The 11,924-nt window shown below is 69.2% G+C and carries 10 protein-coding genes; 3 read left to right on the plus strand and 7 right to left on the minus strand.

Annotated elements, in window-relative coordinates; genetic code table 11:
• Positions 1-158 precede the first annotated feature (158 nt).
• The 3 genes from ACZ5CM_RS09065 to tpiA all read left to right on the plus strand — a co-directional run bounded on the left by ACZ5CM_RS09065 (position 159) and on the right by tpiA (position 1,752).
• A complete protein-coding gene (locus ACZ5CM_RS09065) occupies positions 159-521 on the plus strand; it encodes an SUF system Fe-S cluster assembly protein (protein WP_464637824.1) in 363 nt (120 codons plus the stop codon).
• Positions 522-539: 18 nt separating this feature from the next.
• Positions 540-911: a HesB/IscA family protein gene (locus ACZ5CM_RS09070; protein ID WP_464637826.1), complete on the plus strand. Its 372-nt coding sequence runs from the start codon at positions 540-542 to the stop codon at positions 909-911.
• Between the two features lie 91 nt (positions 912-1,002).
• Positions 1,003-1,752 (plus strand): triose-phosphate isomerase, encoded by a 750-nt coding sequence (tpiA, locus tag ACZ5CM_RS09075; protein ID WP_464637828.1) that lies wholly within the window; start codon positions 1,003-1,005, stop codon positions 1,750-1,752.
• 21 nt (positions 1,753-1,773) lie between these two features.
• Here tpiA and hypF read toward each other — a convergent pair whose 3' ends face one another.
• From hypF to ACZ5CM_RS09110, 7 genes are read right to left on the minus strand one after another with little or no spacing between them, the layout of a single operon-like run.
• A complete protein-coding gene (gene hypF / locus ACZ5CM_RS09080) occupies positions 1,774-4,152 on the minus strand; it encodes a carbamoyltransferase HypF (protein ID WP_464637830.1) in 2,379 nt (792 codons plus the stop codon).
• A 10-nt stretch (positions 4,153-4,162) separates the two neighbouring features.
• A complete protein-coding gene (locus ACZ5CM_RS09085) occupies positions 4,163-5,605 on the minus strand; it encodes a nickel-dependent hydrogenase large subunit (protein ID WP_464637832.1) in 1,443 nt (480 codons plus the stop codon).
• Positions 5,602-6,618, minus strand: coding sequence for an NADH-quinone oxidoreductase subunit B family protein (locus ACZ5CM_RS09090; RefSeq protein ID WP_464637834.1), 1,017 nt, complete (start codon positions 6,616-6,618; stop codon positions 5,602-5,604). Before ACZ5CM_RS09090 ends, ACZ5CM_RS09085 begins: the two co-directional genes overlap by 4 nt.
• Complete coding sequence (locus ACZ5CM_RS09095) at positions 6,615-7,991, minus strand: PAS domain-containing sensor histidine kinase (RefSeq protein ID WP_464637836.1); 1,377 nt, start codon at positions 7,989-7,991, stop codon at positions 6,615-6,617. The genes ACZ5CM_RS09090 and ACZ5CM_RS09095 overlap by 4 nt, the downstream gene beginning before the upstream one ends.
• A gap of 11 nt (positions 7,992-8,002) precedes the next feature.
• Positions 8,003-9,481, minus strand: coding sequence for a sigma-54-dependent transcriptional regulator (locus ACZ5CM_RS09100; protein WP_464637838.1), 1,479 nt, complete (start codon positions 9,479-9,481; stop codon positions 8,003-8,005).
• Complete coding sequence (locus tag ACZ5CM_RS09105) at positions 9,478-11,190, minus strand: enoyl-CoA hydratase-related protein (RefSeq protein WP_464637840.1); 1,713 nt, start codon at positions 11,188-11,190, stop codon at positions 9,478-9,480. Before ACZ5CM_RS09105 ends, ACZ5CM_RS09100 begins: the two co-directional genes overlap by 4 nt.
• The gene (locus tag ACZ5CM_RS09110; RefSeq protein ID WP_464637842.1) at positions 11,190-11,912 is read right to left on the minus strand and encodes a sulfite exporter TauE/SafE family protein; all 723 of its coding nucleotides are present in this window, start codon (positions 11,910-11,912) and stop codon (positions 11,190-11,192) included. Before ACZ5CM_RS09110 ends, ACZ5CM_RS09105 begins: the two co-directional genes overlap by 1 nt.
• Between the last annotated feature and the right edge of the window lie 12 nt (positions 11,913-11,924).

The following is an 11,924-nucleotide window of genomic DNA, read 5'->3' on the forward strand; positions in this document are numbered from 1 at the left end:
GGGGCTCTGCCCCCTCGGCCCTGCGGGCCTCACCCCCGGAGTATTTGCGGCAAGAGTAAGGGGCGAAATGGCGCAGCCCCTCTTTCCGCCGCCGGGGCACTGGACCTCACATCCATTATTCCCTATATAATCGCTCAGGAAACGTAACCGAGGCTCCGATGACGAAAGCTCCAGAACCGCTGGAAGGCGCGCCGCTGATTGCGCCCTCGACCACCGGCCACCCGCTTTACGAGGCGGTGGCGGAAGCCTGCCGGACCGTCTATGACCCGGAAATCCCGGTCAACATCTTCGAACTCGGGCTGATCTACACGATCGAGATCAGCGACGACAACGACGTACGCATCATCATGACCCTGACCGCGCCGGGCTGCCCGGTGGCCGGCGACATGCCCGGCTGGGTCCAGGACGCGGTCGCGGCCGTGCCCGGCGTGCGCTCGGTCGATGTTTCCCTGACCTGGGAGCCGCCCTGGGGCATGGAGATGATGTCGGATGCCGCCCGGCTCGAACTGGGTTTCATGTAGGTTACAGGAGGTCATCCCATGTTCGGAATTCCCGGAAAGCCGCCGGTCACGCTCACCCCGCGCGCGGCCGCGCAGATCGCAAGGCTGATGCAGCAGGGCGGCCATGCCGGGCTGCGCATCGGGGTGAAGAAGGGCGGCTGCGCAGGCATGGAATACACCATGGACTATGTGGACGAGCCCGATCCCAATGACGAGGTGGTCGAACAGGACGGCGCCCGGGTGATGATCGCCCCGATGGCGCAGATGTTCCTTTTCGGCACCGAGATCGACTACGAGGTGTCGCTGCTCGAATCGGGTTTCCGCTTCAACAACCCCAATGTGGCCGAGGCCTGCGGCTGCGGAGAATCCATCAAGTTCAACGACATGCCCGAGGATCTTGCCAAGAGCTGACCGGGACTGACCGACCGGCCGCGACAACCGGCAGCATTTGCCCGCCCCGCGCACGAATGCTACCTGTCGGCGCGACAGCAGGAGGGAAGCGATGCGACGGAAACTGGCGGCGGGCAACTGGAAGATGAACGGCACGGCGGCGGCGTTGACCGAGATCGAGGCGCTGATTGCCGCCCATCCCGCGCCTGCGGCCGACATCCTCGTCTGCCCGCCGGCCACGCTGATCCACCGCGCGGCTGAGCTTGCCGGGGGCTCGGCCGTCGCCATCGGCGGGCAGGATTGCCATGCCGAGGCCTCGGGCGCCCATACTGGCGACATCAGCGCCGAAATGCTCAGGGATGCCGGGGCAAGCCACGTGATCCTGGGCCATTCCGAACGCCGCGCCGATCATGGCGAACGCGACGAGGACGTGCGCGCAAAGGCCCGCCGCGCCATGGAATCGGGGCTGATCGCGGTGATCTGCGTGGGAGAAAGCCTGGCCGAACGCGAGGCCGCCAACACGCTCGACATCATCGGCGGCCAGCTTTCGGGTTCGGTGCCCGACATGGCCACCGGCGAAAACCTGGTCATCGCCTATGAACCGATCTGGGCCATCGGTACCGGTCGCATGCCCACGACCGACCAGATCGGAGAGGTGCACGGCTTCATCCGCGCCCGGCTCGAGCGGCGCTTCGGCGCCGGGGTGGGCCGCTCGGTGCGGCTGCTTTATGGCGGCTCGGTCAAGCCCGGCAACGCGGCCGCGATCTTCGCTGTGCCGGATGTGGACGGCGCGCTGGTGGGCGGCGCAAGCCTGAAGGCCGCGGATTTTTCCCCGATCATCGCCGCGCTCGAGGCGGCCTGAAGCCCCGAGCGGACCCCTGCGTCAACCGGTCGGAACGCCGCCGCCCGCCGCCGCGATCGCCGCCTGACCCAGCGCCAACCCGCCATCGTTGAGCGGCACCCCGGGCGCCGCCAGAACCGGGATGTCCCGGCGCGCCAATGCCTCTTGCACCAGACCGGCAAGAAGGGCGTTCTGGAACACGCCCCCGCTCAGCACCACGCGCTCCAGCCCTTCGCGCGCCAGCAGCATGGCCGCGGTGTCGGCCACCGCCCGGGCCAGCGTGTGGTGAAAGCGCGCGGCAATCAGCTCGGCCGGGCGCCCGTCGGCAAGATCGGCCAGCAACGCCTTCCACATCGGCGCCCAGTTCAGAACCGCTCCGCCGGTCACCGGCCAGGCTGCGGCATCGGTCGGCCCCCGTTCGGCCCGGGCCTGAAGCAACATCGCCGCCTGCCCCTCAAAGCTCTGCTCGTCGAAGCACAGCCCCAGCGCCGCCGCCACCGCATCGAACAGCCGCCCGGCCGAAGAGGCCGGCGGCGCGTTCACGCCCTTCTCGATCATCGCCGCCAGCATGGCCCAGGGCTTTTTCCGCAATGCCGCGAAGGATGGCAGGTGGTCATGACGCGCAAGAACATCCTCAAGCCACTCGCCCCCGAAGGCCGCGTGCAGATGCGCCAGCAGGTTGCGCCAGGGCTGGCGGCTGGCGGCATCGCCGCCGGGCATGGGCACGGGGGCGAAACGGGCAAGCCGGCGGAAGTCGCGGAAATCGGCGCGCAGGAACTCGCCGCCCCAGATCGTGCCATCCGAACCCCAACCCAGCCCGTCCAACACCACCCCAAGAACCGGGGCCGCATCCGGCGCCAGCCCGGCCCCGGCCATGACCGCGGCCACATGGGCATGGTGATGCTGGACCTGCGCCACCGCCGCGCCTTCGCGCCCGGCAATCTCGCGCCCCAGCTGCGACGGGTAGTAGCCGGGATGGGCATCCACCGCCACGCGCGCGGGCGCCGCGCCGAGCAACTCGCGCAGGAAGTCGATTCGCCGCGACAGGTCGCGCCGCGCCCGCGGGGTGGACATGTCCCCAACATGCGGCGACAGCACCGCCTGCCCGCGCGCCAGCAGGCAAAAGGCGTTCTTCAGATCTCCGCCCATGGCCAGAACCGGCGGCAGCCCTGCAAAACCGGGATGAAGGGCGAGCGGCGCCGGGGCCAGACCGCGGGCATGGCGCAGCACCTGGCGCCCGCCCGCGCCGAACTGCACCACGCTGTCATCGACCCGGTGCACCACCTCGCGGTCATGGCCGAGAAAGGCATCGGCAATGGCGGAAAGCCGCGCCAGCGCCGCGTCGTCCCCGGTGATCTGGGGCTCGGCGGTGGCATTGCCCGAGGTCAGCACCACCGGCCCCTCCAGCCGCGCCATCAGCAGGTGGTGCAAAGGCGTGTTGGGCAGCATGAAGCCCAGCCGGTTCATCCCCGGAGCGATGGATTCGGGCAGGCCGTCGCCGCCATCCTCACGCCGGCGCAGCAGGACGATCGGCGCTGCGGGGCTGCGCAGCTCGCGCGCTTCGGCTTCGGACAGCTGGCAGTAGCGCCGGATCGCCTCGATATCCGCCGCCATCAGTGCCAGCGGCTTGTGCGGACGGCGCTTGCGCCGGCGCAGGGTCGCCACCGCCCGGGCCTCGGTCGCATCCACCGCCAGCTGCCAGCCCCCCACCCCCTTGATCGCCACGATCCCGCCCCGTTGCAGGACGCGGGCCGCCCCGGCCAGGGGATCGCCCGGCAGTGCCCTGCCCTCGGCATCCACCAGCCACAGGCGCGGGCCGCAATCGGGGCAGGCATTGGGCTGGGCGTGAAAGCGGCGGTCGGCGGGGTTTTCATATTCCGCCCGACAGGGCGGGCACATGCGGAAGGCGGCCATCGAGGTGTTCGCCCGGTCATAGGGAATGGCGCGGGTGATGCTCAGGCGCGGGCCGCAATTGGTGCAGTTGGTGAAGGCATAGCCAAAGCGGCGATCGGCGGGGTCGGCAATCTCGGCCCGGCAGTCTGGACAGGTGGCGGCATCGGGAGTGACGGCAGCGCGGCGCGTGCCGCCTGCGCTCTGCACGATGGCAAAGCCCGCGCCGCGCGGCGGCGGGTCGCAAGGGGTGATTTCCACCGCGTCGATCCGCGCCAGCGGAGGCGCCGCGCTCCGGATCGCCTCGGCCAGCTCCTGCGCCCGTTGCCGCGGCCCGGCCAGGCGGATCAGCACGCCTTCGGCATCGTTCAGAACCTCTCCGCTGAGCCCCGCCGCCTGCCCCAGCCGCCAGACCATGGGCCGGAACCCGACCCCCTGCACCAGCCCGCGCACGCGGATCTGCCAGCCGCCGCCCCTCCGGCCCGCCGCCTTGCCCCCTGATGCTCCACCGCCCGGCGCCGCCTTGCCCATCGATGCCCCGTCAATGAACCGTGCAGACCATGCAGGGATCGAACGAGCGCACCACATGCTGCACCATCACCGGCGCGTCCTCGGCCGGCGTGGCGGGCAGCCCGACCAGCGCCTGCTCCAGAGGCCCCGGCGTGCCCGAGCTGTCGCGCGGGGAAAAATTCCAGGTGGTCGGAGCGATGATCTGGTAGTTGGCAATGCGCCCGCCCTCGACCCGCAGCCAGTGGCCCAGCGCACCCCGGGCGGCCTCGGTCAGCCCGGCGCCGGAGGCCCGATCAGGCGTCTGCCCATGGGCGATGAACGGGTCGGGCGGACGGATCATCTGCAGCCAGCGGCCCATCTCGGGCAGGATCAGGGCGATCTCGATCATCCGCGCCAGGATGCGGGCCTCGGCATTGCCGCCCTCGCGCACCAGATCAAGGGCCAGCGGATGCCCGGCCACCACCTGGCGCGCCAGCGCACCCACCTCGGCCGGAGCCCCGTCGAGGCGCGGCGCCTTGCACCAGGAATAGCCGTCGCGCATTTCCCCATCGGGCCGGGTGCGCCCGTCCAGAGGGTGGCGCGGGGGGGCGTCGTCGTCCAGCCAGGCATGGCTGGAATCCTCGGCAATGCGGGCACAGTCCAGCGGACGCGGGCGGGTCCCGTTGCGCAGCCCGTCGGGAAAAGTGAATTTCCCGTCAACGGGATAGGCGCCGAAGCCGAGATACCTGTCATTGCCGCGCCCGACCCGGTTCAGCCCCGTATCGCGGCTGGCCCGCAGGAACAGGGACAGATCGGCGCGCGGGCGCGCCGCGGCCCATTCCAGAAGTGATTCGGCATCAGCCAGCGCGGCGAATTCTTCCAGGGGGCCGCCGAACAGGTGCCGCTCGAGAAACCGGCAAAAGCCCGCCAGAATGCCCAGAAGGTGACGGATCTCATGAGCGGCGGCGACCCGGGCGGCGCCACCGGGCTGAAGGGTCAGGGTGTGCGGCCACTTGCCCGCAAGCAGTCCGACCACATGCAGGAATTCGGCGCGCGGGCCCAGCATGTCTGCCGACGCGGTGCCGCGCATCGCCGCAAAGCGGGCGGCGATTTCGGAATGCCAGGGGCGCCCGGAATAGGTTTCGCGGGCGAAATCGGGCATGAAGAACATGTAGAAATGGGTCAGGTGGTCGGCCAGGTTCTCGGCCGCATGCACGATGTTCGTCACCAGCTGCCCGTTGGGTGCCGGTGTCAGCCCCTGGGCGTCGGCAATGGCGCGGGCCGCCGCCACCGACTGACTGACGCTGCATATGCCGCAGATGCGCGGCGCGATCACCAGCGCGTCGCGCACATCCTTGCCGCGCAGCATGTTCTCGAACCCGCGATAGAGGGGCGAGACCACCTCGGCGCGCTGTACCTGGCCCTCGGAGATGTCCAGCCGCACCTCCAGGTCGCCCTCGACCCGGTTGAACGGCCCCACCACAAGGCGGCTCATGGCTTGCGGCCCTTGTGCTCGGGGAAGACCCTCACCCGGTCGGAGGTGGCGTTTTCGCGCAGGCGCCGGGGGGTGGCGGCCTTGGACAGCGAGGCCAGCGCCACGAACCACGCCTTGGGCATGTCGGTGGGCAGGCCGACCGGAATGCCGGCGATCTTGGGGGTTTCCACGAAGGGATGGCCGGGTTCCTCGAAGCCCGGCTCGGTGCAGGCGATGCAGGGATAGCCGCCGGTAATGCAGGAGCCTCCGCCATTCCAGGCCCGCCGGTTGCAGTCGCCCGCGGCCTGCGTGCCCTTGCAGCCCAGATTTTCCATCATGCAGCCGATTTCGCAAAGATTTTCGGCACTTGCCTTGTATTCGTAATACTCGTTGCGCGAACAGCCGTGATGAACCAGCGTCCCCGAAATCGCATGGGGCCGGCCGAAATCGTCCAGATCGTCGGCGCTCATCCCGTCGCTGGCCAGATGCGCCAGGGTTTCGGTCACCCAGTCGGGATGGACCGGGCATCCGGGGATATTGATCACCGGCAGACCGCCCGCGCTGCGCCAGCCCGCGCCCAGCAGCCCGCCCGCCAGATCGCCGTCAAAACCCAGCCCCACGGCGCCGGCCCCATTGTCGCCGGTGGCAGTGATACCCCCGAAGGCTGCGCAGCTGCCCACCGCGACCACATGCCGGGCCCGCCGGCCGAGATCGCGGATGATCTCCATCATCGGCCGCCCCGTGCCCGACATCATGTGGAACCGCCCCGTGCCGCCCGGCCCGGTCATCACCGACCCTTCAAGGCACAGGATGTCCAGCCGCCTGCGTCCGGCAAGAATGTCGTCGATGATGCGGCGCACCTCGCCCCCGGTTTCGACGCTCAGCGCCGGGTGCCAGAGGATCTCGATCCCCGCCGCCTCGAAAGCGGTGAGGAAATCGGGCGCCTCGGCGCAGATCAGCGACAGCGTGCAGCCGCCGCACCCCCCCGACTGCAGCCACAGAAGCGTCCGGCGGTTCGACGACTGCACGCTCATGAGCTGGCCTCGGGTGGCGTGCGGGGCAGGTCGAGCGTGAACTGCGCCCCGCCGCCGGGCGCGTCGGCAAAGGACAGCACGGCGCCCAACTCCTCGGCCATGCGATAGGACAGGTAGAGCCCCAGCCCCGTCCCCTGCCCCACCGGCTTGGTGGTGAAGAAGGGTTCGAAAATGCGGTCGGCCTGATCGGGGCGGATGCCGGGACCGTTGTCGCGCACATGGATGCGAATGCGATCGTCGCCGGCCTCGGCAGAAACATCGATACGGGCCCGGCCGGTCCCCCCCAGCGCATCCACCGCGTTCTGCATGAGGTTCACCAGGATCTGGTGCAGATGCCCCCGCCGGGTCACAATGCGCAGCCCGTCCGGACAGGACAGGGTGATCGGCGGCAGGTCGGTCGCGCCCCGGCCGACCCAGCTGGCGGCCGTGCGCAATGCCTGGGCCACGGCGAATTCCTCGTTCGGTTCGCGCTGATTGCCCGAGAAGCGGCGCAGGTCCTGCACGATGGATGACACCCGCTCCGCCCCCTCCAGCGTGCCTTCGATCAGCGCCGGCATGTCCGAGACGATCCTGTCGATGCCCAGCTGCCCGCGCATCTGTGCCAGCGCCTCGGGCGGACGGCCCGCCGCCACCGCATCCAGGTAGCGCGCAACCCTTTCCCCGTATTTTTTCAGGGCATGAATATTGCCATAGATGATGCTGATCGGGTTGTTGAGCTCATGGGCAACGCCCGCCACCAGCCGCCCCAGCGCGGCCATCTTTTCCGACGCGATCAACTGCTGCTGCGCACGTTCGAACTGCCGCAGGGCGTTGTCCAGCTCCCGATAGGCGCGCTGCAATTCGCCCATCGGCCGCCCGATCAGCACCAGACCCGCCGGACGGTTGCGCCGATCATGCCGGGGCGAGCAGTTCACCGAAAGCGGCACGGTTTCGCCATCGGCGGCGCGGATCGTCACCTCGCAATCGGAAAACGGGCGGTTGGCGCGCAGGTGGCGGGCGAATTCCTCGGCCCCGTCCGGGTCCGCAACCTCGAGCACATCCGCCAGCCGCCGCCCCACGAGATCGCCGGGCTTGAGGCCGGTCAGCCGCATCAGCGCCGCGTTGACCTGGACGATCTCGCCCCTGGTGTCGCAGACGATGAGCAGATCGCTCATGGCACTCATCACCGAGGCGATGAACTCCTGCGCGCTTTCCAGTTCGGCGTTCTTTTCCTCCAGCGCGACCTGGCTTTCGACCAGTTCGCCATAGACCCGGTCCATCTGCTGGATGACATCGATCCAGACTTCCTCGCCCTGCGTCCCGCGCGCGATTTCGGCGATCCGCGCGGGGCCGAACGCCCCTGCAGGCCCTGACTGTCCCGGCTCCCGCGGCATGGTCCCCCCCATCACGAACCGTCCATGTCGGCAGCTTCCGGCATCTGGTCATCTCTTTCAATGCCGTATCGTTCGAGTTTGGAACGCAGCCCCACGCGCGAAAGCCCCAGTTCGCGCGCCGCCTTGCTCTTGTTCCAGCGATGGCGGATGAGCGATTCGCGCAGGATGCGCGCCTCGATCGCCTCCACCCGTTCCTTCAGCGTCTCTCCGCCCGACGAGGCGGCAATGGCCGACAGCGCGCCCTCGCCCTCGGGCGGCAGCGTCATCAGCACCTTCGCCGACAGCAGGTCGGCCCCCAGCAGTCCGCCTTCGGGACCCATGACCAGCATGCGCTCGATCTCGTTGCGCAGCTCGCGCACATTGCCGGGCCAGTCATAGCGCTTCATGCAGGACAGCGCCTCGGGCGTCAGCCCGGCGGCATCCTTGCCGATGGCCGAAACCGCCTGCTTGAGCAGGTAACTGGCCAGGATCGGAACGTCCTCGCGGCGCGCGCGCAGGGGCGGGATGGTAATGGTCACGCCGGCCAGGCGGAAATACAGGTCCTTGCGGAAACGCCCTTCGCGCACCGCCTGTTCGATGTCGCAGCTGCTGGCGGCGATGATGCGCAGATCCAGCTTGCGGTTCTGGTTCGACCCCACGGGGCGGTATTCGCCCTCCTGCAGCACCCGCAGCAGTCGGGCCTGAAACGACAGCGGCATCTCGGACACCTCGTCCAGAAACAGCGTGCCGCCGAAGGCCCGTTCGAACAGCCCCGGCTGATCGCCGCGCCCGTTTCCCCGTCGGTCGCCCAACAGCTCGCGTTCCAGCATGTCGTGGTCCATCGCCTGACAGGCCTGCACGGCAAAGGGCTTGTTCCAGCGCAGCGAATTGTAGTGGATGGCACGCGCGGCCAGCTCTTTCCCGGTGCCGCTTTCGCCCAGGAACAGCACCGACAGATCATAGGGCGCCACCCGCGCCAGCATGTCGCAGATGCGGTTCATGGGCGAATTGCGCGCCCGCACGATCCCGTCGTCGAAATCATATTGCCGTTTCAGCCGTTGCCGGGTGTCGTTCACCTTGCGCTGGGCGCCGTCCTCCGACAGGCGCAGCTCGATCGCCAGCAATTCGTTCTGGCGCTGCAGCTCGAACATGGCCAGCGCGCCCTGCAGGGTAAGGATCAGCTTTTCAGGCTGCCAGGGCTTGGTGATGTAGTGGTAGATCCCCGCCTCGTTCAGCCCGGCGATGATGTCGTCGGCTTCCGTGTAGCCCGAGATGATGATGCGGATCACGTCCGGCCATTTCTCACGCACCCGGGTCAGGAAGGCGACCCCCGATTCCCCGGGCATGCGCTGGTCGCACAGGATCACCTGCACCCAGTTCTCGGCCAGGAGGCGCTCGGCCTCGGACGTCGTTTCGGCGGTGAGGATATCGAAATCGTCGTAAAGCGTTCGTTCCAGCGCCTCGAGCGAGCGCGGCTCGTCATCCACGATCAGGATGGTGGGTTTGGTCATGACGCGGCCCTCCTTGCCGGTCCCGATTCCCGATTGTGCCGTTTGTCCCGATGGCGCGCCAGAGTGGGAGGCGTACGCGATTTGGGCACCTTGCGCACGAAGTTCGAGCGCGCCACGTGATAGCTGGGATCGAAACCGTAGAAATTGCGCCGCATGCGGGCAAGCTCTTCCGCGCGGTACTCGGCCAGGGGCTTTTCGGCCTCGTCGGCAGCACGCCGGGCGGCCTTTTCGGCCAGAAGCGCGGGAGCCTGCGCTGCCAGCCCGCGCGCGCGCCGGGCGAGCTCGGCGGCGAAGGCCGGCCGCGCCCCGGGCAGGACGGCATCGGCAAGGCCCAGCGCGGCGGCCTCGAGCGCGCCCATGGGCAGGCGGGCCTCGGTGATGCGGCGGGCGTTTTCCGCGCCGCAGCAGCGCGGCAGCAGATAGGTCCAGAACTCGGAGCCATAGAGATTGCCCATGTCCTTGTAGTGGGGGTTGAGGATCACGCCCTCGCGGATCCAGACCCGATCGCAGGCGCGGGCGAGAAACACGCCCCCCGCCCCCGCATTGCCGGCAATCGCGGCCACGGTCAGATGGCTTTCGCAGCGGACTATGGCCTCGGCCAGGTCATCCATGGCGTTGATATTGGCCCAGCTTTCATCGGCAGGGCTGGCGGCGGCCTCGATATGGTTGAGGTGAATGCCGTTGGACCAGAAATCCGGCCCGCCTTCGAGCACGATCACCCGCGTCTGGCGCGCACAGGCGGCGCGGAAGGCATCGAGCAGCCGCGCACACTGGCCGGTGGACATGGCGCCGTTGAGGAAGGCGAAGGACAGATACCCCACATCGCCCTCCTGGCGATAGGTGATCTCGGTATAGCCTGCCGGGTCATCACGCGGCCGTTCCGGCAGATCCGCCGCAAGCCCGCCCAGAACCGCGCGCGCGGGCAGCTTGAACGGATGCGCCCCGGCAGGGTCGCGCATGTGCCCGATCCACACCGCACCGTCGGCGCAGGCCCGCGCCACCGCCGGCCCCGAAACCGCCAGAAGCGCGCCCGGCCTCCCCTCGAGCCCCGGCGCGGGGTGCGCGTCATGCAGCAGCAGCCGCCGCCCGGCAATTTCGTCCGCCACCCCCGGCACCCCGTCCGAGGCACGGATCTTGCGCAGCACGTCCGCGACCCCGTCCGTCGCCCAGTCGATCGCCCGGTCTGCCTGCCGCACCGGCCCGTTCAGGCGGCCGGTGGCAAAATCGGCCTCTTCCAGCGGCACCGGCGCCGCGCCGGCGGCAATCCTTTCCAGCGCCTCGAAAATTGCCGCCATCGCTTCTTCGGTCACCTCGTTGCGGTAGAGGCTGGATTTCGTCGCCGCCCGCATGGCAAGGCGCCGCCAGGCCCAGATCGGGCCAGCATCCATCTCGGCGCGCGCCTCGAGCACCGTCACCCCCCATTCCCGCGCCCCGCGCAGGATCGCCCAGTCAAGCGCCGCCGGCCCCCGGTCGCCCGGCGGGCCTGGGTGGAGGATCAGCGTGCGGGTGGCGCGCCAGATGTCCTCGGGCACGGCGCGCTTCAGATAGGGGCACAGGATCAGGTCGGGCCGCCACAGCGCCACCGCCTCGCGCGCAAGCGCGTCATTGGTGAAGAATTCCACGCTCACCTCGTGCCCGGCCCGGCGCAGATCGGCAAAGACCCGCTGCGACAGCGCGTTGAACGCATGGATCAGCAGCAGGATCCGCATCAGCCCGCCCCGAACAGGGCCAGCGGCCCGGTTTCGGCCATCACCGTGACGCCAAGGTAGATCGCCAGCCCCGCCACGCCCAGCCGGACCGCCAGCAACAGCCGCGAGGCGGCGGATTCGGCCAGCCGCAGCGGCCACGAGGCGACCCAGGTCAGGGTGGCCATGCCGAGGATCGAACCGAAGCCGAAGATCAGGATGTATCCCATCGCCGTCCAGGCATTGCCGGTGGCCGCGGCCGCCAGCGCCACCAGCCCCGCCGACCCTGCCGCCCCGTGCGCCAGCCCGACCAGATAGGCCCGCAGGGAAAAGGCGGGATGTTCGTGCTCATGCGGGTCGCGGTCATGGGGCAGGTGGCTGCCGGCATGGGAATGGGCGTGAAAATGCGGGCCATCCCCGTGATCGTGCAGATGGAAATGGATCTTCTGGCGCCACATCTTCCACAGCACCCAGCCACCCAGCCCCACCAGCATGATGCCGACGAAAAACTCCATGCCCGCTGCCATGCGCGCGGTCAGCACGTAGCCGAAGGCTACCACCGGGGCCGAGATCAGAAACAGCGTCGTGGTATGCCCCAGCCCCCAGCTGGCCCCCAGCGCCGCCAGCCTGCGCCCCGTCGCCCTGCCGTTCGAGGCCAGCGCGCCCACGGCGGCCAGGTGATCGGCCTCGAAGGCATGGGCCATGCCGACGAGAAACCCCAGCAGCAGGAAGCTTTCCGGTCCCATCTCCGCCCCTCC

It is taken from the genome of Piezobacter thermophilus (assembly GCF_055386745.1).